Here is a 23,983-nt window from a genome sequence, read left to right as displayed (position 1 = left end):
CATGAATGTCCTTTCGGTTTCATCCGAAATTTATCCCCTGATCAAGACCGGAGGGCTCGCCGACGTTACCGGCGCCCTCCCCATCGCGCTCGAAGCCTATGGTGTGAGAACGCGTACATTGATACCCGGATATCCGGCGGTGAAAGCCGCCGTGACGGACCCCGTCAAATGTTTTGAGTTCACCGATCTGCTTGGCGAAAAGGCCGATCTGCTCGAAGTCCAACACGAGGGGCTAGACCTTCTGATCCTCGACGCGCCCGCCTATTACGAGCGTTCCGGCGGCCCCTATCTCGGCCAGACCGGCAAGGATTATCCTGATAACTGGAAGCGCTTTGCGGCGCTCTCGCTGGCAGCTGCACGAATCGGCGCCGGTGTGCTTCCCGGCTGGCGGCCGGATATGGTGCACGCCCATGACTGGCAGGCAGCGATGACTCCGGTCTATATGCGTTATGCCGAAACGCCGGAGATTCCGAGCCTTCTCACCATCCACAACATCGCCTTTCAGGGTCAGTTCGGGGCCAACATCTTCAGCAAGCTCGAATTGCCCGCCCACGCTTTCGGCATGGAAGGCATCGAATATTATAACGATGTCAGCTTCCTCAAAGGCGGCTTGCAGACGGCAACCGCGCTCAGCACGGTCAGCCCATCCTATGCGGAAGAAATCCTGACCGCGGAATTCGGCATGGGGCTTGAAGGGGTGATCGGCAGCCGCGCCCATGTGCTGCACGGCATCGTCAACGGCATTGACGCCGATGTCTGGAACCCGGCCACCGACCATCTGATCCACGACAACTATTCCGCCGCCAATCTCAAGAACCGCGCGCTGAACAAGAAGGCCGTCGCAGAACATTTCCGCATCGACCAGGATGACAGCCCGCTTTTCTGCGTCATCTCCCGGCTGACCTGGCAAAAGGGCATCGATCTCATGGCGGAAGCCGTGGACGAGATCGTTTCGCTCGGCGGCCGTCTCGTGGTGCTGGGAGCCGGCGATGTGGCGCTGGAAGGCGCGCTACTGGCGGCGGCATCCCGCCACCATGGCCGCGTCGGTGTCGCCATCGGTTATAATGAGCCGCTGTCGCATCTGATGCAGGCGGGTTGCGATGCGATCATCATCCCCTCGCGCTTCGAGCCCTGCGGCCTTACCCAGCTTTACGCGCTGCGTTATGGCTGCGTTCCCGTGGTTGCCCGAACCGGCGGCCTTGCCGATACGGTGATCGACGCCAACCATGCCGCCATCGCCAATAAATCGGCGACCGGTGTACAATTCTCACCCGTCACGCTCGACGGTCTGAAACAGGCGATCCGCCGGACCGTACGTTATTATCACGACCCGAAACTTTGGACACAAATGCAGAAACTCGGAATGAAATCCGATGTTTCCTGGGAAAAAAGCGCTGCGCTCTATGCCGCGCTTTACAGCCAGCTTATTTCGAGAGGCCATTGAAACAATGATCAAGACCGTTCAGACGACACCCTTTCAGGATCAGAAGCCGGGCACATCCGGCCTGCGCAAGAAGGTGCCCGTCTTCGCCCAGGAAAATTATGCCGAAAACTTCATCCAGTCGATCTTCGACTCGCTTGAGGGCTTTCAGGGCCAGACGCTGGTGATTGGCGGCGATGGCCGTTATTACAACCGCGAAGTCATCCAGAAGGCGATCAAGATGGCGGCCGCCGCCGGTTTCGGCAAGGTGCTGGTCGGTCAGGGCGGCATTCTCTCAACCCCCGCCGCCTCCAATATCATCCGCAAATACAAAGCCTTCGGCGGCATCGTGCTTTCCGCCAGCCATAATCCCGGTGGCCCGACCGAAGATTTCGGCATCAAATACAATATCGGCAATGGCGGCCCTGCGCCTGAAAAGATCACCGACGCGATCTATGCCCGCTCGAAGGTCATCGACAGCTACAAGATTTCCGACGCTGCAGACGTCGATCTCGACAAGGTGGGCAGCTTCAAGGTGGATGAACTGACGGTCGACGTCATCGATCCGGTCGCCGATTATGCCGCTTTGATGGAAGAACTGTTCGATTTTGCCGCCATTCGCGCCCTGATTGCCGGCGGCTTCAAGGTTGTCGTCGATTCCATGAGTGCCGTCACCGGCCCCTATGCGGTGGAAATCATCGAAAAGCGTCTCGGCGCGCCGAAGGGCTCGGTCCGCAACGCAACGCCGCTGCCCGATTTCGGCGGCCACCATCCCGACCCCAACCTGGTGCACGCCAAGGAGCTTTATGACGATGTCATGAGCCCGGAAGGTCCCGATTTCGGCGCGGCGTCGGATGGCGACGGCGACCGCAACATGGTGGTCGGCAAGGGCATGTTTGTCACCCCGTCCGACAGCCTGGCGATCATCGCCGCCAATGCGCGGCTCGCGCCCGGTTATGCCGCCGGCATTTCCGGCATCGCCCGTTCCATGCCGACAAGTGCCGCAGCCGACCGCGTCGCAGAAAAACTTGGGCTTGGCATGTACGAGACGCCAACCGGCTGGAAATTTTTCGGCAATCTCATGGATGCCGGCAAGGTTACAATCTGCGGTGAGGAAAGCTTCGGCACCGGCTCCAACCACGTGCGCGAAAAGGATGGCCTGTGGGCCGTGCTCTACTGGCTGAACATTGTCGCCGCCCGCAAGGAAAGCGTGAAGGACATCGTTACCAAGCACTGGGCCGAATATGGGCGCAACTATTATTCCCGCCACGATTATGAGGAAGTGGATTCGGACGCCGCAAACACTCTGGTGGCCATCCTGCGCGAAAAACTCGCAACACTTCCCGGTACCAGCTACGGTAATCTTAAGGTCGCCGCTGCGGATGATTTCGCCTATCTCGACCCGGTCGACCAGTCCGTCAGCAAGAACCAGGGTATCCGCATCCTGTTCGAAGGTGGTTCGCGCATCGTGCTGCGCCTTTCCGGCACGGGCACTGCCGGCGCAACGCTCAGACTTTACGTCGAGCGCTATGAGCCGGATGCGGCCCGTCACGGCATCGAAACGCAGGCGGCGCTTGCCGACCTTATTTCTGTTGCCGATACGATCGCCGGCATCAAGGCCCATACCGGCCGTAGCGAACCGACCGTCATCACGTAAGGTTTTGCATTGCACGCACCGTTTCCGGCAACGGGCGCGATAGCGAAAAACTTGGCAGGCGGCCAAGCGGCCGCCTGAGGTTAGTGACTGACCTCACCGCCAGACTCGATATCATCATCTTCCGGAGAGAGAGACCATGCAGAAACCAGCCGTTTTCCCCAAAGGCGTAACCCAGACGGAAAACGGAACGGAATTTGCGGTCTATTCCCGGCACGCCTCACAAATCTACCTTTGCCTTTTTGATGCGACGGGCGAAAAAGAGACGGCGCGTTTGCCAATGACGCGCGATGAGAATGACATTCACCGGCTGACAGTTGCCGAGGCCGACCCCGGTGCGCGATATGGCTACCGCGCCGACGGTATTTATGCCCCCGAACATGGCCTGTGGTTCGACCCCGCAAAACTGCTGCTCGACCCCTATGCCACGGAGATAGACCGGCCGTTCCGGCATGATGCCGCGCTTTTGGCCTATGGCGAAGACACAGGCGCGATCGTGCCGAAGGCGATCCTGTCGCAATATGAGCCGGTCAAGCGCCAGCCGCCACGCTTTGCCGAGGGCGGGCTGATTTACGAACTCGCGGTTAAACCCTTCACCAAATTGCATCCTGCCGTGCCGGAAGAGCTGAGAGGCACGGTTGCAGCGCTGGCTCATCCTGCCATAATCGCGCATTTGAAAAAAATCGGTGTCGATGCGGTGGAGCTGATGCCGATCACCGCCTGGATCGACGAGCGCCACCTGCCGCCGCTTGGCCTTTCCAATGCATGGGGATACAATCCCGTCGGCTTCATGGCGCTCGATCCGCGCCTCTGCCCCGGCGGGGTGCGGGAGCTGCGCGACACGGTTGCAGCCCTGCATGCGCAAGGCATCGGCGTCATTCTCGATCTGGTCTTCAACCATACGGGTGAAAGCGACAGCGAAGGCTCCATCCTGTCTTTGCGCGGACTGGACAATCTCACCGCTTTCCGTCACCCGGAAGAAAAGCCGGGCGTGCTGGTCAATGACACCGGCACCGGGAACACGGTGGCCTGCGATCATCCCTATGTGCGCCAGCTCATTATCGATTCCCTCAGGCATTTCGTTCTCAATGCCGGTATCGATGGCTTCCGTTTCGATCTCGCGCCCATATTGGGACGAACGGCTAGTGGCTTCGACATGGCCAGCGAAACGCTTGCCGCCATGCACTCTGACCCGGTACTATACGACCGCGTGCTGATCGCCGAACCATGGGATATCGGCCCCGGCGGCTATCAGCTCGGCAATTTTCCCGAGAGCTTTCTGGAATGGAACGACCGCGCCCGCGACGACATGCGCCGGTTCTGGCGCGGCGATGCGGGAACGACCGGGGCGCTGGCCAATGCGCTTTCCGGCTCTTCGCCGATCTTTTCCCGCCATGGACGTTCGAAAAGCCGCAGCGTCAATTTCCTTGCCGCCCATGACGGTTTCACCCTGTTCGATCTCGTCAGCCACGAACACAAGCACAATGAGAAAAACGGCGAGAACAATCGCGACGGGCATAATGAAAATCATTCCTGGAACAATGGTTTGGAGGGATTGACGGACGATCCTGCCGTCGTGGCCGCCCGCCACGCGGATGTGAAAGCGCTGCTTTCCACGCTCTTCGTCAGTCGCGGCACGTTGATGCTGACCGCCGGCGATGAGGGTGGCCGCAGCCAGCATGGCAATAACAATGCCTATTGCCAGGACAACGAGATAACGTGGGTCGACTGGTCGTCGCTCTCCCAGGAGCTGACTGACCACACGGCATTTCTTGCCGCACTTCGCAAACGCTTCGGCGTGTTTTCGCAAACAGAGTTTTTCTCCGGCAACGGCGATGTGGCATGGCTTGCCCCCGGCGGAGAACCGATGACGGTCGCGGAATGGGAAAGGCCGGACATGCCGGCTTTCGCCATGGTGTTTGCCACGCCGGACCACGAGACCGAAAACGACGCTGAGCTTGCCGTGCTCATCAACCGCAGCCATGAGATCGTGCCCTTCACCCTGCCGGGCGACGACTGGCAAGCGATCGGCACGGATTTCGGCAATCCGGCCTTCCTGCCTGCCCGCTCGGTGGTGTTTTATCTGCGCGGTTGATCGCTTGGCCCCGGCACCTTTATAAGTTCCGAAAGGCAATCGAGAAGAGGTAACATGGCAAAGGAAATAGCGCTGGCGGAAATGAAAAATTTCGTCGGCACGGAGCTGGGCGTTTCCGACTGGATCACCGTCGACCAGACAATGATCGACGCCTTCGCAAAAGCGACGCTGGACGAACAGTTCATCCATACCGACCCGGAACGCGCCAAGGCGGAAAGCCCCTTTGGCGGCACTATCGCGCATGGGTTCCTGACGCTCTCGCTGCTTTCGGCTCTGAATTACGATGCCCTGCCCCGCATTCGCGAAACGACCATGGGCATCAACTACGGCTTTGACGCCGTCCGCTTCGTCACGCCGGTCAAAAGCGGAGCACGGGTGCGTGGCCGTTTCACTTTGGCCGAGGCGCGGTTTCGCGGCGCCGCCATGCTGGTGACGACCTATGATGTGACGGTGGAGATAGAAAACGAGAAAAAACCGGCGCTCACTGCCCGCTGGACAACCATCACCCAGTTCAACCCCGAGGACAGGCCGCAAGACGCCTGATGGCGAAGTAAATCCCAATTTGAGATCGGAGTGTCTGTGAGATTCGCATATTTGATAGAACCTCCGTTCAACTACAGGAACGAATGCGGCGATGTGACCGGGTGCGATGTGGAGTTGGCGCGAGTCATTCTAGCCATGATCAGTATTCATGACATTGAATTCATCGAAACCGAATTCTCGCAATTGTTGCCTGGGCTGAACGAAAACCTTTGGGATATGACTACTGGCCTCTTCGATACCGCTGAACGCAGAAAGATCGTGACGTTCAGCCATCCCATCTGGGCGTTGCCTGATGGACTGTTGGTGAGGAAGGGCAACCTCAGAGATCTGGACGGATACGCATCGGCAGCAAAAAATCCGGAATGTACGCTGGTCGCGATCCGTGATCAGATCCAACATCGCGCAATTATGGAAGCGGGCGTGCCCGATGACCGCATTCTCATTTGCGAGACCTACGACGAGGCCGCTCAGGCCGTATTGGATGGGCGTGCCGACGCCTATGCCAGCGTGGCCATGGCCCATCTCGGTTTTATGCAGCAAAATCCAGAGCTCGATTTGGAAGTTGTCTCTGTTTTACCGAAAGAGAGACCAGCAGCCTCAGGCGCATTTGCTTTCCGCCAATCCGACCGGGAACTCCAGAGCGCGGTCGATGCGGCGCTTCTTTGTTATATCGGATCAGACGAGCACCGTGTGCTGATGCGCAATTTTGGTTTTGATGATCAAGCCCTCGTCAACGGCGAGGCCAGTCTGGCAAAGTAACGCCGGACTGCGCAAAGGAGACGGCCCAATGCATGATGAAGCCGTAAGAGACGCGTTTCTCGCACAGGCAAGAGCCTGCGACAGCCTCGGTTCGCCCTTTACCGCACGGCTTTGCCGCGCGGTGGCGGCGCGGCTGGATCGCCAGACGGACGTTGGCGAGATGATTTTGTCCTGGCCTGGCGATGTCGGCCCGTCCGGCGATTCCGTCCCACTGCGGCTTGCCGGTGCCCTGCATGCGCTTGTCATCGAGGACAAGATCACTCCTCTTGTCGATATAGCACCCGAAGACGAGAATGCGCTCTGGCAGGCTTGCGCAAGTGCCTTGCGCTTCCATTCGGGCTTCATCCTCGAAAGGCTGAAATCGCCGCCGCAGACCAACGAAGTCCGCCGTTCCGCTGTGCTGCTGCCGGGTTTTCTTTCCATTGCGGAGCTTTTCGGCAAGCCGCTGGTCCTTTCAGAGGTCGGCGCCAGCGCCGGTCTGAACCTGCAATTTGACCGCTACCAGTATCGTCTTGGCGATCTTGCCTGGGGCAGGCAATCCGAAGTGTCCATGTCGCCGGAATGGCGCGGAGACACCCCGCCCGACAAGCGGATAGAGGTCATCGAGCGCGCCGGCTGCGATCTTAACCCTCTCGATCCGTCGTCTGCCGAGGACCGGTTGCGGCTGATGTCATATGTCTGGGCCGATCAGACCGACAGGCTGGAGCGCACGGCGGCCGCCCTGCGTATTGCGGTGGAGAACGGCTTGCACGTTGAAAAGGTTGACGCAATTGACTGGCTGCAACGCCGCCTTGCCGCGCAACATTCGGGCGCTGCCCATGTGGTCTACCATTCTGTCGCCTGGCAATATCTGCCCGATGCGCTGAAAGAGGCCGGCGAAACGCTGATCGCCGAGGCTGGAAGCCGTGCCACCCCTGAGGCTCCGCTTGCCCGCCTGCAGATGGAGGCAGATACGACGCCGGGAAGCGCCGCAATCACCCTGCAAATCTGGCCGACCGGTAAGAAACAGGAAATCGGCCGCGCCGATTTCCATGGGCGATGGGTGGAATGGCAGGGGTGGAAAAGCTAGACCGCCACGTCCTGCGCCGCTTCCTGCAACAGGCCGCCGACATATTCGGCGAAGGAGCGCCAGCACTCTACCCGGAACGTATCGTCAGCCACGCGCAGCAGCACCACTTCCGCCTTGCCGAAAACCGTTCGCGAGCAGGCGCCGATCGGGAACTGTGCGATAGACAGATCCTGCGGGCAACCGGCGTTCAGGGCTGCCTCCGCGCCGGGGCCGGAAACGATGACAGCCGTGTTGCGGTGGGAAACGTCGGTCGCCGAAAACAGGCCGGGAACGGTGGCGAGCGCCGCCATCAGGTCGCTTTCGCCCTGATCGATCACCAGCCATTCGTCCGGACCAAGCCAGAGAGCGGAGCGCAAACCCGATGTGACAGAGCTTTTCGGGCTGTTGGGCAATAACAGGCCGAGTGCATCCGAGAGGGCCGGCAGTGCGCGTTCCCTTGCGCGCAGCGACAGCCGCGACGCCGAGGCGGCGGGCTTCAGCGAGACGAAGGGCGAACCACCGTGGAAATCCTCGAGTACGGATTTGCGTTTTGCGTGAAGTGTGTCAGCCATTGAGACGGGCTCCTTCCTTGTCGAGGAAGACCATGTCGGTCACTTCGACGGCAATTGTTTTATCGGCAAGCGGGATGTAGAGCGTTTCGCCCATGCGCGCCCTGCCATCCGCCACCAGCGCAAAGGCGATGGAGTGGCCGAGATTTTCCGACCAGTAGGCGGAAGTGACATGGCCGAGCATGGTCATGGGTTTCGGCTGGTTTGGATCAGCAACGATCTGGCCACCCTCTTCGGGAACAGTCAGCCGGTCCTTCGTCTTGAGGCCCACAAGCTGCTTTCGACCGGAGCGCATGAGATCCGGGCGTTTCAGACCGCGGATACCGACGAAATCCGTCTTCTTCTTGGAAACGGCCCAGGCAAGCCCCGCATCGTCAGGCGTCACGGTGCCGTCGGTATCCTGTCCGACGATGATGTAACCCTTTTCGGCACGTAGGATGTGCATGGTCTCGGTGCCATAAAGGCATCCGCCCACCGCTTCGGCCCGATCACGGATCGCGGTCCAGACGGCAGCGCCGTAATCGGCCGGAACGTTGATTTCGAAACCAAGCTCACCCGTGAATGATACACGGAAGAGACGCGTGGGCACACCGCAGAAGGTGCCTTCCGCGACCGCCATATGCGGGAAGGCTTCGGGCGAAATGTCGATACCCTCGACAAAAGGTGCGATCACCTCGCGCGCTTTCGGTCCCTGCACCGCAATCACCGCCCATTGTTCGGTCGCCGATGTCAGCCAGACATTCAGCTCGGGGAATTCGGTCTGGAGATAATCCTCCATGTGCTGGAGAACGCGCGGTGCGCCGCCCGTCGTCGTCGTCACATGGAAACGGTCCTCGGAAAGACGACCGACAACACCGTCATCGTAAACGAAACCGTCCTCGCGCGTCATGATGCCATAGCGGCAACGGCCGGGTTTCAGTGTGTCCCAGGCATTTGTGTAGATGAGGTTCAGGAACTTAGCCGCATCGGGGCCGACCACCTCGATCTTGCCGAGCGTGGAGGCATCGAACACGCCGACGCTTGTCCGCACCGTCTTGCATTCGCGGTTGAGCGCTTCGTGCATATCCTCGCCGCCGCGCGGGAAGAACCATGCGCGCTTCCAGTTGCCGACATCCTCGAAAAGGGCGCCTGCCGCAGCCTCTTCGTCATGCATCGGCGTCTTGCGGGTCGGGTCGAACAGCGCACCGCGCGAATGGTTGATGAGCGTGCCGAAAGTGACCGGCGTATAGGGTTGGCGGAAAGTGGTGAGACCGACTTTCGGCAGATCCCGCCCAAGCGCTTCCGAGGCAATGGCAAGGCCATGCATGTTGGACATCTTGCCCTGATCGGACGCCATGCCATTGGTGGTGAAGCGCTTGATATGCTCGACCGAATGCATGCCTTCACGCACGGCCAGGCGAATATCCTTGGCGCAGACATCGTGCTGGAAATCGATGAAGGCCTTGACGCCGGTGCCTTCGCCTGCCCCTTCCGCGGCGCCGATCATGCCGCCGGTCCAGGCGCGCGCATTCTCGCCGGAGAATTCCGCTGCACCGCCACCTGCGGCAGCAGCCTCGGCGATCAATGCGGCGAGATCGTCCGTGCCGTTGCAGGCGCCGACTGACACACAATTCTGCACATGGATGTCAGGCAGGAACCGCTGGTTTGCCGCGTCAAACTTCAGCTTGCCGCGCGATTGCGAGAAGAGATGCACCGAAGGCGTCCAGCCCGCTGAAACGACGAGCGCGTCGATGGCAATCTTGCGCTTGTTAGAGCCGCCATTGCGGCCAACGCTCATGGAAGAAACGCGCAGCCGCCCTGACGTATCGTAAACACTGTGACCCGCCAGTACCTCGATGCCCAGCGCCCGCGCCTCGTCCAGCAGCCGCCGATCGGGGTTCTCGCGGCAATCCACGATAGCGGCGATCTTCACACCCGCTTTCTTGAGATCGAATGCCGTCTCATAGGCAGAATCATGGGCTGTGTAGACACCGACATTATTGCCGACGGTCACGCCGTAATGGTTGAGATAGATGCGCGCAGCAGAAGCCAGCATGATGCCGGGACGATCATTATTGGCAAAGACCATGTGCCGCTCGATCGCGCCTGCCGCCAGAACGACTTTCTTGGCGCGGACCTGCCACAGTCTTTCACGTGGCTGGTGTTTGGCCGGCGTGGCGAGGTGATCGGTCACACGCTCGGCCAGCGCCACGAAATTGTGGTTGTAATAACCGAACGCTGTCGTGCGGGTCAGAACACGCACATTGGGCAGCGATTTCAGTTCAGTGAAAACTTTTTGCGCCCAGTCATATCCGGACAGGCCGTCGATGACCGCACCGGTATCAAAACGCAGCGCGCCGCCAACTTCGGCATTCTCATCAACCAGAATGACGCTGGCGCCAGTTTTTGCAGCGGCGAGCGCCGCTGTCAGCCCGGCCACACCGCCACCGGCCACCAGCACGTCGCAATGGGCATAACGGCCGGAATAATGATCCGCATCCGGCTCGGTCGGCGCCTTGCCGAGACCGGCTGCGCGACGGATGATCGGTTCATAAATCTTGTGCCACGCGGCCTTCGGCCACATGAAGGTCTTATAGTAGAAACCAGCCGCAAACATCGGCGACAGGAAATCGTTGATCGCACTGATATCGAAGGACAGCGACGGAAAGCGGTTCTGCGAGGCGATGATGGCGCCGTCGAATACATCCTGCACCGTGGCGCGCACATTCGGCTGCTTGCGCAGGCTGTCACGCGATACGTCGATCAGCGCATTCGGCTCCTCCGGGCCGGCGGAAAGGAAACCGCGCGGCCGGTGATATTTGAACGAACGGCCAATCAGATGCACGCCATTCGCCAGAAGTGCGGATGCAACGGTGTCGCCTTCCAGCGCCTGATAGATCTTGCCGTCGAAGGTGAAGCGTGCCGTTCTGGCAGGTGTCAGGCGACCGGCGCCCTTGATACGATAATCGCCGCTCATTGCGCAGCTCCCTTTTGGGCGGAAAGAACCGCGTCGGCATCCGGTTTCGGCTCGCCTGCCTTGTAGGTCATCAGGAATTTGTCGCTGACGGAATCGCGGGCGGCGTTGAAAAAGCGGCCGCAACCGTGAATGTGGCGCCAGCGCTCGAAAACGAGACCTTTGTCATTGTCGCGAATGAAGAAATATTCGGCAAAGGCCTCGTCCGAAATATCGGCAATGTTTTCCGGCCGGGCGATATGGGCTTCGCCCGCCCAGCGAAATTCGAGTTCGGAACGGTCTTCCCGGCAATAAGGGCAATGGATCAGAAGCATCGTGGCTCCACCTTCAAAGAGAACTTTCCGGAAGCATGCTTCCGGCGGGTTGGTCACACAGCCGCTTTCCCATCGCAACGAAGGGGGAAAGCCGCTTCAAGAGCTGCTCGAAATTATCGAATGGTTTCAGCGCCGAGGCCCGACCCATATTGATGATGGCAACCGCCATCATGTCGGTGTCGATCGCGAAGGGCTCGTCCTGCGCACCATTTTCCTTCTCGCCGACGAAATAGACCAGCTTGTCCGCGAGACTCGGCGCGCAGAGCAAAAGGCCTTTTTCCGCCACGAAAGGCCAGTCGCGTTCACCCTGCATTCTCTGGATTTTCTGGCTACGAAAATCCCCCATCTCGGGGATGAGATTGCCCGCCGGCACGACCGCCGCCGCAACACCCATGTTTGCCGAAAGCATAACCGCCGCCAGCATCAGTGCGCCACGGCGGCGGCAGCGGCCTCGTCGATGAGGCGTCCGGTGCGGAAACGATCGAGCGTCAGCCCCGCCGCCAGACGGTGCGGTTCGCCGCGCGCGATGAGATGCGCAAACAGATTGGCCGAGCCCGGTGTCGCCTTGAAACCACCCGTGCCCCAACCGCAATTGACAAAGAGATTTGGCACCGGCGTCACACTCTGAATGGCGGAGCGATCGGGTGTGTTGTCGGTAATGCCGCCCCATTGGCGCATCATCTTGACGCGGCGGAAAATCGGGAACAGCTCGCAGATGGCGTCAAGCGTATGCGTGATGATCTGCAGGCCGCCAGTCTGGGAGTAGGAATTATACTGGTCGGTGCCAGCACCGATGACCAGCTCGCCCTTGTCCGACTGGGAGATATAGGCATGCACCGTATTGGACATGACGACACAGGGGAAGATCGGCTTCAGCGGCTCTGATACCAGCGCCTGCAACGGGTTGGAATGCAGAGGCACACGCACATCCGCCATTTTCATCAGAACGGAGGAGTGACCGGCGGCGGAAACGCCGATTTTCTTTGCGCCAATGAAACCGCGATTGGTCTCGACGCCCGTGACCGCGCCATCAGGTCCGCGCCTGATGGCCGTGACTTCGCAATTCTGGATAATGTGCACGCCGCGATCGGAAGCCGCACGCGCATAGCCCCAGGCCACCGCATCGTGACGCGCCGTGCCGCCGCGCCGCTGGAGGGCAGCACCGTTGATCGGATAACGCGCATTGCCGGAAATCTCGAGTGGCGGGCAATAGGCCTTGGCCTGTTCCGGCGTCAGCCATTCATTGTCGATGCCATAGAGACGGTTGGCATTGATATGGCGCTTGAAGGACTGCTGGTCGTGAATGTTGTGCGACAGCATCATAACGCCGCGCGCCGAATACATGACGTTGTAATTGAGATCCTGGCTCAACCCTTCCCATAATTTCAGGGAATGCTCGTAGATATCCATGCTCTCTTCATAGAGATAATTGGAGCGGATGATGGTGGTGTTGCGGCCGGTATTGCCACCGCCTAGCCAGCCCTTTTCCAGCACCGCTATATTGGTAATGCCGTGTTCCTTGGCAAGATAATAGGCGGCCCCAAGACCGTGGCCGCCGCCACCGATGATGATGACGTCATATTCCTTGCGCGGCTCGGGCGACGCCCATTGCGCATCCCACCCCTTATGACCCCGCAACGCCTCGCGCGCCACGGCAAAAACGGAATATTTGCGCATTCGCAGTCTGCTCCTCAAGAACCGGCCAGAAGCCGAAAGCATAGCTCCGGCACATATTATACACATGGCAAATCGGCATCGGAGGCAATATCCATTTTGCGACGCCGCAATGCTTTTGTTTCGACATTGCAGGCAGAATGCCGGGATAGCTGGATTTTGGCTGTTGAATATGCGGTACCGTATGGACTTGCTGCAAATGTTCTGATATTGCACGTCACCAATCGCTAGGCTCGACGGCCGAACGAACGATTTTATTTGCGTGCGAATGCCTTTATTCTCACAGCAAGACAACCAAACAAAAGGAACGGGTTTCACGTGCAGGTACTAGTCCGCGACAATAACGTTGATCAGGCGCTTCGCGCTCTCAAGAAAAAGATGCAGCGCGAAGGCATTTTCCGTGAAATGAAAATGCGCGATTATTACGAAAAGCCTTCCCAGAAGCGCGCCCGCGAAAAGGCTGAAGCTGTTCGTCGCGTTCGCAAGCTGGCACGCAAGCGCGCACAGCGCGAAGGTCTGGTTGCAGCTCCGCGCGCAGGCCGTTAATAGGCCGTCTTTTGGACGTTTTTGAATGCTTGTTGGGCGGGGGCGATCAATTCGCCGCCGCTCTTTGTGTTTGTGGCCGGAGAATGATCTTGAGACCGGCCTGCGAGGGAACCCCCACCGAATGACCGCTGTTGATGCCTGTGTTGTGAAAAACTCCGATGCCTCCACGCGCCGGGTGCTCCTGAAAAACAACAAGAGATTCCGTGTTTCCCTTGTCGTCTGTACCGTCCTTGCCGGTCTTTCCGGCTGCGCTACGTCCAACCAGACTGACGATGTCTTCAGGATCGACCGTGCCCAGGGCTCGCAGGAAAACATTGCCTCGCTCACCTCGGTCATCAACGCCAATCCTCAGGATCCGGAAGGCTATAACGTCCGTGGCTCCGCTTACGGCCGCGCCGGCGATTCGCGCCGCGCTATCGAGGATTTCAACAAGGCGCTGCAACTGAACCCGCGCTTTTATCAGGCCTATGCCAACCGCGCGCTCGTGTATCGCAATTCCGGCCAGCAGCAGCAGGCCTTGCAGGATTACAACGCCGCTTTACAGATCAATGCGAGCTATGACGTAGCCCTGATCGGCCGTGGCAATCTTTACCGCCAGTCCGGCCGCGTCAACGAAGCTTTCAACGACTTCTCCCGCGCCATCGAACTCGAAACCACCGATGGCCGCGCGTGGCACAATCGTGGCCTGATCTACCAGCTGCGCAACCAGCATGCCCAGGCCATCGAGGACTTCTCCAAGGCCATCTCGCTGTCCTCAACCTCGCCGGAACCCTATAACGGCCGTGGCCTTTCCTATGTCGCGCTGAACGACGACGAAAACGCTTTCGCCGATTTCAACCACGCCATTTCGCTTGATGGCAACGTCGCAGAATCATGGGCCAACCAGGCACTGGTCTATGAGCGCCGCGGCGAGATGGCGAAAGCCGCAAAGTCCTATTCACATGCGGCACGGCTTGATCCGAAATATAAGCCCGCGCTCGACGGCGTTGCCCGCACGCGCGGTGCCGGCGCATCCTGATCAAAAACAGATACGAACAGAAAAGCCGGCGGTGCGACACCTGCCGGCTTTTTTATGGGAAACTTTTAAAGCCTCAATGGCTGTCGCGGCGCGCCTCGGGCGTGGCATCCCCCGCCCACAACTCCGCCTGCACCGCATTTTGAAACTCCATGACCTCGCGCCGCATGGCGGCGTCCTCATAGCCGAGGCCCGTCAGATAGGCGGCCAGTTCACGGCACTCCCTGCGCCAGAAATCATTCGCCTCCACACCATGCAGCCGGTCGAGCATGGTTGCGCACCGTTTTACGTTGGCAATACGGTTCTTTGCCGGAAAGGCGATTACTTCCGAATTCGTCGTCACGCGGGCACCTTGCTCTTCGAGGAATCAATACCGACTTTTTAAAGGCTGGATGGTTAACGAAGTCTGCTACGCAGGAGAGAAGGCCGCTAACGCCTTGCAGGGACGGGTTCTGCAGCCTGTCAGACGCAAGAATCTGCGGTGCCAGAGGACACCGATTCGGGCAAATCGCCGATTACCAAGGAATTTACCAATCAAGATTACCGAAATTTCATGCCGTGGGAGATAGAAGAAGTATATGTGTGTTGAAACAACACCGGTCTCATCGTATATTCTTGCAAAGAAAAAAAATGCCGCAGCGCAGCCAAAAACGGAGAAATCGTTCTCGGGAGGAGAGCACCATGTATGCACCTCGTGTATTTTTCAGCATGATTGGTGCATTGCTTGCCTTTGCGGTCGCTACATATTTCATCCAGGGGTCGTTCTATACGGCATTCATCCAGACCCTCATCTGCGCCGTCATTCTGCAAACCGGTTATTTTATTGCACTTCTGGTTCTGGTCGCCCGGGAGAAACGCCGGATGCGCGAAACCTTCGCGCTTGATCGCAGCGCCGAGATCATGACGCCGGACACGGTAAGCAGCGCCCCGCCACATGGCGCGAAGCTGACCGATATGTGACCTCTCACGCACATTCTTTTATTGCGCCGCAAAAAAATCACTTGCATCCACACCCCTGACACTTTCTGCTGACCAAATCCTGACGGTTCGTCACAGCAGAAGGACAACACATGGTGAGCGGTTCACAGCCCATTTGCGTCATCATCGCTGCGAAAAATGCATCTGATACGATAGATATCGCCATCCGCTCCGCCCTTGTGGAGCCGGAGGTCGCCGAAGTCATGGTGATCGACGATGGCTCCACCGATACGACCAGCGATGTCGCACATGCGGCGGATGACGGTACCGGCCGTTTGCGGGTCGTGCGATTCGACGTCAATCGTGGCCCTTCGGCCGCCCGCAACCATGCGATCTCGATTTCATCCGCACCGCTCATCAGCATTCTCGATGCGGACGACTTTTTTTTCAAAGGCCGTTTTGCCGCCATGCTGGAAAATGACGACTGGGATCTGGTGGCCGACAATATCGCCTTCATCCAGCAATCGGTTCCGGGCGCGTCGTCCATGCAGCCGGCCCGCTTCGAACCACAGGCCCGGTTTCTGTCGCTGACGGAGTTCGTGGAAGGCAATATTTCCAGACCCGGCGTGGAACGCGGGGAAACCGGCTTTCTGAAACCGGTGATCCGCCGCGCCTTTCTGGACAAACATGCGTTGCGGTACGACGAGCGTCTGCGTCTCGGCGAAGACTACGAACTTTATACCCGCGCGCTTGCCGCCGGTGCCCGTTACAAGGTCATCCGTCATTGCGGTTACGGGGCGATTGTCCGCGGCAATTCGTTGAGCGGCCGTCACAGCACGGAAGATCTTCGCCGTTTATACGAAGCGGACAGGGACATTCTCACCAGCTGCAAGCTGTCGGCCAGCGAGACGGCGATCCTGCTCGAGCACGAAAAACACATCCGCGCGAAATTCGAGCTTCGCCATTTTCTCGATGCGAAAAAGCAGAAAGGGATGGGCGGCGCGTTGAGCCACGCTCTTGCGCGCCTGCCTGCCCTGCCGGCCATCACGCGCGGCATCTGGACCGACAAGACCGCCCGTTTTCGCAAACCGGCGCCGGTTCGGGATATTCGTTATCTGCTGGACGGTACGCCGGTTTCCTGAGGGAAAACCTCCAGCGGCGAGGATGATAGCAAGTTCGATATTCTCTCATTCGTCATGCCGGACTAGATCCGGCATCCAGTCATGGCGCGTCTGCGCCATGAAGAGAGTCTTTTGCGATCAAGGACTTGAGCGCGCTGGACCCCGGACCCAGGCCGGGGTGACTGTGTCCGAAATTGCTGAGGCAACCCGCCCTCAGAGATAATCGCGTTTGACCGTTTCCAGAACAGCGGAAAAACGCTCCTTGCGTTCCTCCAGCCTGCCATCCGGGCTGAGACGCGGTTCGGCACGGCTTGCCTGCCAGAGCGCCAGCGTGGAAGGTGCTGCCAGCACTTGCTTGGCCAGTTTGCGCAGCGACAGGGATTGGCTTGCCTGCGGCCGCACCAGCACATCGCCCTCATGCGCCGGACCGGATCCAGCCTCGGCAATGACGGGGGCTGGCGGCGGCGGGAAGCTCATACCCCAGAAACGCGACCCCTTTTTCGCCGCCTCGGCGCGGGTGGAAACTGGCACGTAACGCGGCTGATACTCCACACCGACCGTGCCTGCCCAATCGCTCCACTTGAAACTGTTGATCGAGGGAGATGTGCTCACCGCCACCCATGGCACGCGGAACGCATCGGCAAGAATGGCGCCATGCATGGATTCGGCCACGATAAATTCAGATTGGGCGATGGCGCGGATGACCGACATCGCCTCGCCGCGCGGGTCGAGATAGGTTAGTCCCGCCGGTTCGCAAACCGTTTCCCACATGCCGAATTCCGCCGATTCCCAATGGGGAACGAAGGTTTTCTTGTAGAGTTTCTGCAGGCCTTTGAACTCCGGCATCTCGGTCACCATCACGGCGGGATCGACAATGCCCTTTTCGGGAGAAAGTCCCAATTTGGCTGCGGTTTTTTCGCCGCGCACGCAGCGAATGTCCCAAAATCCGGTGCTTGTATCCGGCACCGCGCCGTAGCCATAACCGCTGCCGATCACAAGCTTGCGCTGCTTTGCGGGCAACAATGTATCATTGAGAACCGTGCCGACACCGACGAGCATCACATCGTCATGCACGTCCCGCAGCCCGGGCAGCAGAAAGTCCCACAGCCACAGATTGAGATCGTCGCCAAAATTTCCGTGATGCGATTCCCAGTGGTAAGGTTTCATGAAGTCACTCCTGGGTGAAAAACATATAAATTCTTGCAGGCAAGAATTCGATCATCTTGTCCGCACTATTTTGCCTGCGCCGAGCTCAAAAGCCGCTCGCAGGAGTGCCGGATCGCGCATCGCCCACTTCAGCAGCAGTCCGAATTCGGGCACCTTGCGCCGTTTCAGATTGCCCGCCTGGCTCCAGAGCGCCTGTTTGCGCGCCGTATTTTTATAGGAAGCGATCGAGGCCACATCGTCCGGCCGCCGCGAAAATCGCCCCTCCAGCGTATCGAGCGCAACCCAGGTATTGAACTGCTGGCGCAGGAATTCCGGCGAGGTATTGTCGATGCTGTGGAAGATATTGACGCCCATTCCGCGCATGGCACCGGCATCGTCACACAGAAGCGTGCGCTTGGATGCGAGGATGGAATCGCAGAAAAACAGCACATCTTCCGCCGCAAGCCGGAGCGCCGGATCGAAGCGTATCTTTTCAAAAAGCGGGCGGCCGATCACCATGCAGGAGAGATGCAAGAAGCTCCAGTTGCGCAGCATCACGCTCGCCAGATCCGGCAGCTCGATCACCAGAGGCCGCTCGGAAAGCCTTGCGGCGCCCTCGTTCTTCTCCAGCTCGGAAATGGCGAAATGATAATAAAATTCGTCACTTGCCTGCATGGATGCCCAATAGCACTCACCGCCAAATGTCTTCAGCGCGAAGGCCGCATTCTGGAGATGATCGGGCGTCCAGATGTCGTCCGAGTCAAGAAATGCGACGTAATCGCTGCCAGCAGGAACGTGGTCGAGACCGGTATTGCGCGCACCACCCGGCCCGCCATTGGCCTGCTTAATGACGAGAATCCGCTCTTTCTGCGCTTGCGAAAGTTCTGCAAGCTCATTGTCTATCGGATATGGCGATTCGTCATCGACGATGACAAGATCGAAATCCTGGTAAGTCTGCGCAAAAACCGATGCGAGCGCACGTCCAAGAATTCCGTGCTGCTTTTGGTAATAGGGAATGACGACAGTAAATCTTGCCATTGTTTCGCCCCTTGCGTTGATCAAGAAGTGTCGGGCCCGATCCTAAAAGCGGCCCCGATGGTATCGGCAACTCCCCACCGGCGTTCCTCCCCGCCGGCCTCCAGAAACAGGATGCTTGTATGCCCCCAGCTCCAAATGTAAAGACCATCACCACGAATGTCGGCTGGAGCGTCTTGTCTAAGACAGGGACATTCGGGCTTAAATTTGTCACCGTTCCCATTCTTGCACGACTGCTGACACCGGAAGAATTTGGTGTGGTTGCAGTCGGCTTAACGGTTGTACAATTCCTGACCATGATAGCCGGAGCGGGGCTGACCTCGGCGCTGATCGTCGAGAAAGAAGAGGATATGGATACAATCCATACCGTTTTCTGGGCAAATCTGGCGATTTCCTGCACCATGGCCGCTGCGCTCTACATTTTCGCGGAGTTCTTCGGTGGGCTTCTGGGTGCGGTGGAAAGTGCCTATCTGCTGCGTATCATGGCCTTTCTCATTCCGTTGCAACTTGCGGGTGATGTCGCCTATTCACTGCTTGCCCGGCGCATGAACTTCAGCCAGGATGCGCTGTGGAGCATGGCGTCTGAAAGCATCGCGGCGGTTGTCGCCGTGGCTATGGCGCTTCTCGGCTTCGGCGTCTGGGCGCTCATCATCCAGCTTTTCGCCGCCGCACTCATCAGGCTTGTCGGGCTATATGCCGTTTCCCGCTATTGCCCGCGTTTCGTCATGAAACCGCGCCGTCTGGTGCCGCTTCTCGGTTTCAGCTCCGGCCTGATGGGATCGGAAATCGCCAATTTCGTCACCTTCCAGTCGCCGATGGTGGTGATCGCCCGGCATCTCGGCCTTGCCGATGCGGGCGCCTATTCCGCCTCCAACCGTTTTGCCAGCATTCCCAATCAGGTCGTGCTGTCGGCCGTCATGGGCGTGCTGTTTCCCGCCTTCAGCCGTATGATGGACGATCCGCAGCGCCGGCGTGATGCCCTGATGTTCAGCACGCAGGTTCTGACCGTCCTGCTTGCGCCGATGATGTTCGGCCTCTGGGCGGTGGCCGAACCGGCCATGCTGGTGATTTTCGGGCAGAACTGGGCTTATGCCTGGCAGGTTCTCGGTCTCCTTGCCCTCTCGAAAGCCATTCTGACCCCATGCAGCACCTTTATCCCCTATCTCAAGGGTGCCGGCTATGGGCGTGTTCTGTTCTGGTCGGCCACGATCCGCGCCATCGTCACCACAGTTGCCGTCTGGGCTGCAGCCGTCTACGGCAGCCTGATCGACGCGATGATTTGGCTCTGCATCGTCAATGCGGTGACGCTGGTTGCCTACTCATGGGCGGTGTTCAAGGCAAGCGATACACCCTTTCTCAGCGGCCTCTATGTCAGCAGCAGACCGATGATTGCAGCGCTGGTCATGGCCGTTTCGGTGCGTTACCTGCTTCACATCATTGCCGAACGCATCCCCAGCGCAACGCTTCAGGTGCTCGTTGGCGCCGCAGTCGGCGGCGTCATCTATGCGGCGCTGATTTTGCTGACCGAACGCGCCCTGCTTGGAAAAATCCTCGGGATGGTCAAATCGCGGCGAATGCGTGAAAACGCAACCCAAGGTTAGTGTCTCGTAACCGAAAGCGCCTCATTTCGGCCGTTAACAGGTCTCACCCGTCACGGATATGTGTTTCGTGACGGCATGGCAAAGCCATTTTTTTGCGGTGCAATATCGCGTACAATGATAATATCGCTTCCTTTGGCGATTTTTAGTGACGACTTAAATCTAGAAAAAATTAAATATTTTCAGTTGCTTAATTTTTTAAAGTCGCACGGAATGCCGGAACGCCAGACAATCACCCGCAATATCTAAGCTTGTGTTTTTCCCGCGTCGCCACATTTTACCCTAAAGTCGAAACCAGACTTACGAGTGCGGGCTTAAGTTCGCTCTGGTTGCAACGCGGCGTGGGTGGACGCCGCCCAATAGGGGTGACTGATGTGACTGTCGATCAGAACCTATCCTCCCGTATCAATTTGATGCGTATATTGCTGATCTCTGGAATCGTGTTCGTCCATGTGCCGCACGATGCCGAAACCAGCCCTTTTCTTGGCCTTTACGGCTTCTTCGACTGGCTGCGTGTTTTTCTGGGCGACGCCCTGTTTCGCATCGGTGTGCCCTGTCTCAGCGCGATATCCGGCTATCTGCTGTTTCGTCGCGGCATGAGCGGGTTCGATTATCCGGCGACGATCCGTTCGAAGTCGAAAACGGTGCTGCTGCCCTTCCTGCTGTGGAATGGCGCGTTGTTTGCCGCAATTTTGCTTATCCAGCTGTTTGACGTTGGTGTGGGTTATTTCCCGGACCTCTGGAACGCCAGCCCGCGTGAAATCATCAGCCATGGCACGGCGCTCGAAGAACTGCCGGTAAACGTGCCGCTTTATTTCCTGCGCGACCTGTTCGTCTGCATCCTGCTGTCGCCGGTGCTCGCATTTCTCATGCGCCGCTTTGCGCTGCCAACGCTCGCTATCCTGCTCTTCATAACCGCCATGCCTGATCTGACGATCTTCATAGTCCAGAAGAAATCGATCCTGTTCAGCTTCTCACTGGGCATCGCACTTGCGCTGCACCGCGTCGATGTCAAGGCACTCGATCCCTACGCCTTCCCGATCATGGCGCTGACCTTTGTCGCTGCGGCCATGCTGGCAACAGGCCTCTATTTCACCGGCCCGGAGTTTACCTTCTGGCTGAACATGTCTCGCAATTTGCTCGCTGTTTTCGGCGCGCTCGGTTTCTGGGCGTCGTCGGCGCTTTTGATCCGCAGCAGGCTCGGCAAGCGGCTTTCCGAAACCGGAAGCCTCAGCTTCTGGATATTCTGCGCTCACTATCCGTTGCTCGTCATCATGTGGATGGTCTGGAACAAGGGCGGACCCGATTTCTACCCCGCCTTCTATGTCATCGCCACGCTGTCCGCCTTTGTCATTCTGGTGGTGAGCAATGCACAAACCCGCAAATACCTGCCGGCCGTCTATGCCGTGCTGACCGGAAGCCGGAACGGCAAACGCAAGACAACGTCCGAATTCGCTGCAAAACGGGCCTCCATGATCGGCCCGCCCACATCCGAAACACTTTATTCGCAACGACAGAGGTGAACCAATGACAACATTTGTCACCCGCGTTCAGACACGCATTCTTCTCGCCGCCGCCCTGCTGGCGACACCCTTCACGACACCGAGCCAGGCACAAGAAGGCAACGGTGCATCCTTCATCGAGAATTTCGATCAGATGGACCGGTCGTTCTGGTACGTCTCCGACGGCTGGAACAACGGTGCGCATCAGAACTGCACCTGGTCGAAGAAACTGGCCACGGTGGAAAACGGCCAGCTGACGCTTGGTTTTGAGGAAGCAAAGTCCGGCGACCGCAACTTCGCCTGCGGTGAAATCCAGACCAAGGGGCGTTATCGCTACGGCACCTATGAAGCACGGATGAAAGCCGCTACCGGCTCCGGATTGAACTCCGCCTTCTTCACCTATATCGGCCCGACCGACAAAAAGCCCCATGATGAAATCGACTTCGAGGTTTTGGGCAAGAATACGGGCAAGGTACAGCTGAACCAGTATATTTCCGCCAAGGGCGGCAATGAGAAACTGGTGCCGGTAGAAGGCGGAGCTGATGCTGGCTTCAACGATTACGCCTTCGTGTGGGAGCCTCAGCGCCTGCGTTACTACGTCAACGGCAAGCTCGTTCACGAAGTCACGGATGAGACCAAGATTCCGCAGAATGCCCAGAAGATTTTCTTCAGCCTGTGGGGAACCGACACGTTGAAGGACTGGATGGGTGCCTTTTCCTATTCCGGCGCAACACAGATGATTGTTGACCGCTTCGCCTTCACGGCGCTCGGCGACAAATGCCAGTTTCCCGAATCCATCGCCTGCGCCCTTAACTGATTGCTTTTTTAAACCTGAGCCTCGGCGTCCTTGACGTATGAAACCAACCGGAACCCATGCATGATCCATGTTCTTTATCTCGCGAATGATCTGTCGGACCCCGCCATTCGCCGGCGGGTGTTGACCTTGCTTGCGGGCGGCGCGCGGGTCACGCTGGCGGGCTTCCGGCGCGGACAGAACCGGCTTGCAGAGATCGAGGGCGTGGTGCCGGTCATTCTCGGAGAAACCGCCGATGGGCGGTTTCTTCAGCGCATGGCAGCCGTCGCCAAAGCCAGCCTCTCGCTCGGCAAAACATTACGCGGCATCCCCATGCCCGACGTCATTCTTGCCAGAAACCTGGAAATGCTGGCTCTCGCAAAACGGGCCATGTCGCTTTACGACCGCCAGCCGGCACTGGTTTACGAATGTCTCGACATTCACCGCCTGCTTCTAAATGAGGGCAAGCCGGGGCAGCTTCTCAATGCGGCCCAGCGCTATTTCGCCCGGGATGCCAAGCTGCTGGTGACGAGTTCTCCAGCTTTCGTCGAGCATTATTTCAAACCCGTTTCCGGCCTGAACCTTCCCGTGCTGTTGCAGGAAAACAGGGTGCTGGCGCTTGATGCCGCTGTAGCAGCCACCCCACAACCGCGCCCACCTGCCCCCGGCGAACCGTGGAAAATCGGCTGGTTTGGGGCGCTTCGCTGCCGCAAATCGCTCGAAATCCTCGCCGATTTTGCAAGGCGCATGGATGGCAAGGTCGAAATCATCCTGCGCGGCCGGCCGGCCTATTCGGAATTTGCGGATTTCGATGGTTTCGTGGCTGCCGCGCCGCATGTGCATTTCCACGGGGCCTACAAAAACCCTGAAGATCTGGCCACCATCTATAATGAAGTGCAGTTCACCTGGGCGATCGACTTCTTCGAGGAAGGCCAGAATTCAAGCTGGCTGCTGCCCAATCGGCTCTATGAGGGATGCCTTTACGGCACCCTGCCGATTGCACTTGCAGGCACGGAAACGGCTCGTTTCATCGAAAAGCGCAATATCGGTTTTGTTCTGCAAAATGCCGGTGCAGATGATCTGGCCGCTCTTTTCAACACTATGACTCCACAAACGTATACGGACGCCTTCGACGCCCTCTCGGCACTCGATAAGAAACAATGGCTGACCGACCGCGACGATTGCCGTCAGCTGGTCCAGCAATTGTCCTCTCTTACAAAATCCGCTTCCGGCCATGCCCGTGAAGCTGCGTTTTCACCCGTGTAGTGCGTAGGGGGCAA

22 protein-coding genes are annotated in these 23,983 nt (G+C 58.6%); 14 read left to right on the top strand and 8 right to left on the bottom strand.

Translation table 11 applies throughout. The annotated features are described in order from the left end of the window. Nucleotide 1: 1 nt before the first annotated feature. From glgA to T18_RS19810, 6 genes are all read left to right on the top strand, one after another. Nucleotides 2-1,444, top strand: coding sequence for a glycogen synthase GlgA (gene glgA, locus T18_RS19835; protein ID WP_038494627.1), 1,443 nt, complete (start codon nt 2-4; stop codon nt 1,442-1,444). Nucleotides 1,445-1,448: 4 nt separating this feature from the next. Further along, nucleotides 1,449-3,077: an alpha-D-glucose phosphate-specific phosphoglucomutase gene (locus T18_RS19830; protein WP_038494625.1), complete on the top strand. Its 1,629-nt coding sequence runs from the start codon at nt 1,449-1,451 to the stop codon at nt 3,075-3,077. 136 nt (nt 3,078-3,213) lie between these two features. Beyond that, nucleotides 3,214-5,169 (top strand): glycogen debranching protein GlgX, encoded by a 1,956-nt coding sequence (gene glgX / locus T18_RS19825; RefSeq protein ID WP_038494622.1) that lies wholly within the window; start codon nt 3,214-3,216, stop codon nt 5,167-5,169. 54 nt (nt 5,170-5,223) lie between these two features. Then, nucleotides 5,224-5,712, top strand: a complete 489-nt coding sequence (locus T18_RS19820; protein WP_004431798.1) for a MaoC family dehydratase — start codon at nt 5,224-5,226, stop codon at nt 5,710-5,712. A gap of 30 nt (nt 5,713-5,742) precedes the next feature. Beyond that, nucleotides 5,743-6,471 carry a transporter substrate-binding domain-containing protein gene (locus tag T18_RS19815; RefSeq protein ID WP_323131576.1) on the top strand — a complete coding sequence of 243 codons (729 nt, stop codon included), beginning with the start codon at nt 5,743-5,745 and terminating at the stop codon, nt 6,469-6,471. A gap of 28 nt (nt 6,472-6,499) precedes the next feature. Further along, complete coding sequence (locus tag T18_RS19810; RefSeq protein ID WP_038494616.1) at nt 6,500-7,540, top strand: DUF2332 domain-containing protein; 1,041 nt, start codon at nt 6,500-6,502, stop codon at nt 7,538-7,540. Here T18_RS19810 and T18_RS19805 read toward each other — a convergent pair. The 5 genes from T18_RS19805 to T18_RS19785 are packed head-to-tail and all read right to left on the bottom strand — an operon-like array spanning nt 7,537 to nt 13,032. Further along, the gene (locus T18_RS19805; protein WP_038494613.1) at nt 7,537-8,091 is read right to left on the bottom strand and encodes a sarcosine oxidase subunit gamma; all 555 of its coding nucleotides are present in this window, start codon (nt 8,089-8,091) and stop codon (nt 7,537-7,539) included. The two genes, T18_RS19810 and T18_RS19805, sit on opposite strands and share 4 nt — an antisense overlap. Next, nucleotides 8,084-11,044, bottom strand: coding sequence for a sarcosine oxidase subunit alpha (locus T18_RS19800; protein ID WP_038494608.1), 2,961 nt, complete (start codon nt 11,042-11,044; stop codon nt 8,084-8,086). Before T18_RS19800 ends, T18_RS19805 begins: the two co-directional genes overlap by 8 nt. Further along, nucleotides 11,041-11,355, bottom strand: coding sequence for a sarcosine oxidase subunit delta (locus tag T18_RS19795; RefSeq protein WP_004431787.1), 315 nt, complete (start codon nt 11,353-11,355; stop codon nt 11,041-11,043). Before T18_RS19795 ends, T18_RS19800 begins: the two co-directional genes overlap by 4 nt. A 13-nt stretch (nt 11,356-11,368) precedes the next feature. Next, nucleotides 11,369-11,779: a hypothetical protein gene (locus T18_RS19790; RefSeq protein ID WP_004431784.1), complete on the bottom strand. Its 411-nt coding sequence runs from the start codon at nt 11,777-11,779 to the stop codon at nt 11,369-11,371. Beyond that, nucleotides 11,779-13,032: a sarcosine oxidase subunit beta family protein gene (locus T18_RS19785; protein WP_004431781.1), complete on the bottom strand. Its 1,254-nt coding sequence runs from the start codon at nt 13,030-13,032 to the stop codon at nt 11,779-11,781. Before T18_RS19785 ends, T18_RS19790 begins: the two co-directional genes overlap by 1 nt. Before the next feature lie 315 nt (nt 13,033-13,347). Here T18_RS19785 and rpsU point away from each other — a divergent pair, with 315 nt between their 5' ends. Then, nucleotides 13,348-13,575 carry a 30S ribosomal protein S21 gene (gene rpsU / locus T18_RS19780; RefSeq protein ID WP_003498359.1) on the top strand — a complete coding sequence of 76 codons (228 nt, stop codon included), beginning with the start codon at nt 13,348-13,350 and terminating at the stop codon, nt 13,573-13,575. Nucleotides 13,576-13,696: 121 nt separating this feature from the next. Further along, nucleotides 13,697-14,593: a tetratricopeptide repeat protein gene (locus T18_RS19775; RefSeq protein WP_025595237.1), complete on the top strand. Its 897-nt coding sequence runs from the start codon at nt 13,697-13,699 to the stop codon at nt 14,591-14,593. Nucleotides 14,594-14,666: 73 nt separating this feature from the next. Here T18_RS19775 and T18_RS19770 read toward each other — a convergent pair whose 3' ends face one another. Beyond that, nucleotides 14,667-14,933, bottom strand: coding sequence for a DUF6074 family protein (locus tag T18_RS19770; RefSeq protein ID WP_004431768.1), 267 nt, complete (start codon nt 14,931-14,933; stop codon nt 14,667-14,669). 338 nt (nt 14,934-15,271) lie between these two features. On the opposite strand from T18_RS19770, the gene T18_RS19765 reads away from it, so the two are divergent. Together T18_RS19765 and T18_RS19760 are read left to right on the top strand one after the other, a co-directional pair. After that, nucleotides 15,272-15,550, top strand: coding sequence for an exopolysaccharide production repressor protein (locus tag T18_RS19765; RefSeq protein ID WP_004431765.1), 279 nt, complete (start codon nt 15,272-15,274; stop codon nt 15,548-15,550). 110 nt (nt 15,551-15,660) lie between these two features. After that, nucleotides 15,661-16,650, top strand: a complete 990-nt coding sequence (locus T18_RS19760) for a glycosyltransferase family 2 protein (RefSeq protein ID WP_004431762.1) — start codon at nt 15,661-15,663, stop codon at nt 16,648-16,650. Nucleotides 16,651-16,842: 192 nt separating this feature from the next. Here the strand turns inward: T18_RS19760 and T18_RS19755 are convergent, their stop codons facing one another. Then, a complete protein-coding gene (locus tag T18_RS19755) occupies nt 16,843-17,796 on the bottom strand; it encodes a polysaccharide pyruvyl transferase family protein (protein WP_004431759.1) in 954 nt (317 codons plus the stop codon). Nucleotides 17,797-17,847: 51 nt separating this feature from the next. Beyond that, nucleotides 17,848-18,813, bottom strand: a complete 966-nt coding sequence (locus T18_RS19750) for a glycosyltransferase family 2 protein (RefSeq protein WP_004431756.1) — start codon at nt 18,811-18,813, stop codon at nt 17,848-17,850. A gap of 119 nt (nt 18,814-18,932) precedes the next feature. Here T18_RS19750 and T18_RS19745 point away from each other — a divergent pair, with 119 nt between their 5' ends. The 4 genes from T18_RS19745 to T18_RS19730 all read left to right on the top strand — a co-directional run bounded on the left by T18_RS19745 (nt 18,933) and on the right by T18_RS19730 (nt 23,969). Then, nucleotides 18,933-20,411, top strand: a complete 1,479-nt coding sequence (locus T18_RS19745; RefSeq protein WP_038494603.1) for a lipopolysaccharide biosynthesis protein — start codon at nt 18,933-18,935, stop codon at nt 20,409-20,411. A 371-nt stretch (nt 20,412-20,782) separates the two neighbouring features. Further along, on the top strand, nt 20,783-21,931 hold the full coding sequence (locus tag T18_RS19740; RefSeq protein ID WP_004431750.1) for an acyltransferase family protein: 1,149 nt from the start codon (nt 20,783-20,785) through the stop codon (nt 21,929-21,931). A 4-nt stretch (nt 21,932-21,935) separates the two neighbouring features. After that, complete coding sequence (locus T18_RS19735) at nt 21,936-22,727, top strand: glycoside hydrolase family 16 protein (protein ID WP_004431747.1); 792 nt, start codon at nt 21,936-21,938, stop codon at nt 22,725-22,727. Nucleotides 22,728-22,787: 60 nt separating this feature from the next. Then, nucleotides 22,788-23,969 (top strand): glycosyl transferase family 1, encoded by a 1,182-nt coding sequence (locus tag T18_RS19730; protein WP_038494600.1) that lies wholly within the window; start codon nt 22,788-22,790, stop codon nt 23,967-23,969. Nucleotides 23,970-23,983 lie beyond the last annotated feature (14 nt).

Origin of the sequence: Rhizobium sp. TBD182, assembly GCF_001950375.1 — a bacterium.
Classification (GTDB): Bacteria; Pseudomonadota; Alphaproteobacteria; order Rhizobiales; family Rhizobiaceae; genus Agrobacterium; species Agrobacterium tumefaciens.
The sequence above is the reverse complement of the archived record's forward strand: the minus strand, read 5'-3'. Positions and strand labels throughout refer to the sequence as shown.

Excerpts from the sequence above, each read along its gene's own strand:
- T18_RS19760 (WP_004431762.1), top strand. The coding sequence starts at position 15,661 with ATGGTGAGCGGTTCACAGCCCATTTGCGTCATCATCGCTGCGAAAAAT.
- T18_RS19745 (WP_038494603.1), top strand. The coding sequence starts at position 18,933 with ATGCCCCCAGCTCCAAATGTAAAGACCATCACCACGAATGTCGGCTGG.
- T18_RS19785 (WP_004431781.1), bottom strand. The coding sequence starts at position 13,032 with ATGCGCAAATATTCCGTTTTTGCCGTGGCGCGCGAGGCGTTGCGGGGT.
- T18_RS19775 (WP_025595237.1), top strand. The coding sequence starts at position 13,697 with ATGACCGCTGTTGATGCCTGTGTTGTGAAAAACTCCGATGCCTCCACG.
- glgX (WP_038494622.1), top strand. The coding sequence starts at position 3,214 with ATGCAGAAACCAGCCGTTTTCCCCAAAGGCGTAACCCAGACGGAAAAC.
- T18_RS19750 (WP_004431756.1), bottom strand. The coding sequence starts at position 18,813 with ATGGCAAGATTTACTGTCGTCATTCCCTATTACCAAAAGCAGCACGGA.
- T18_RS19830 (WP_038494625.1), top strand. The coding sequence starts at position 1,449 with ATGATCAAGACCGTTCAGACGACACCCTTTCAGGATCAGAAGCCGGGC.
- T18_RS19805 (WP_038494613.1), bottom strand. The coding sequence starts at position 8,091 with ATGGCTGACACACTTCACGCAAAACGCAAATCCGTACTCGAGGATTTC.
- T18_RS19730 (WP_038494600.1), top strand. The coding sequence starts at position 22,788 with ATGATCCATGTTCTTTATCTCGCGAATGATCTGTCGGACCCCGCCATT.
- T18_RS19820 (WP_004431798.1), top strand. The coding sequence starts at position 5,224 with ATGGCAAAGGAAATAGCGCTGGCGGAAATGAAAAATTTCGTCGGCACG.
- T18_RS19755 (WP_004431759.1), bottom strand. The coding sequence starts at position 17,796 with ATGAAACCTTACCACTGGGAATCGCATCACGGAAATTTTGGCGACGAT.
- T18_RS19795 (WP_004431787.1), bottom strand. The coding sequence starts at position 11,355 with ATGCTTCTGATCCATTGCCCTTATTGCCGGGAAGACCGTTCCGAACTC.
- glgA (WP_038494627.1), top strand. The coding sequence starts at position 2 with ATGAATGTCCTTTCGGTTTCATCCGAAATTTATCCCCTGATCAAGACC.
- T18_RS19800 (WP_038494608.1), bottom strand. The coding sequence starts at position 11,044 with ATGAGCGGCGATTATCGTATCAAGGGCGCCGGTCGCCTGACACCTGCC.
- T18_RS19810 (WP_038494616.1), top strand. The coding sequence starts at position 6,500 with ATGCATGATGAAGCCGTAAGAGACGCGTTTCTCGCACAGGCAAGAGCC.
- T18_RS19765 (WP_004431765.1), top strand. The coding sequence starts at position 15,272 with ATGTATGCACCTCGTGTATTTTTCAGCATGATTGGTGCATTGCTTGCC.
- T18_RS19790 (WP_004431784.1), bottom strand. The coding sequence starts at position 11,779 with ATGCTGGCGGCGGTTATGCTTTCGGCAAACATGGGTGTTGCGGCGGCG.
- T18_RS19735 (WP_004431747.1), top strand. The coding sequence starts at position 21,936 with ATGACAACATTTGTCACCCGCGTTCAGACACGCATTCTTCTCGCCGCC.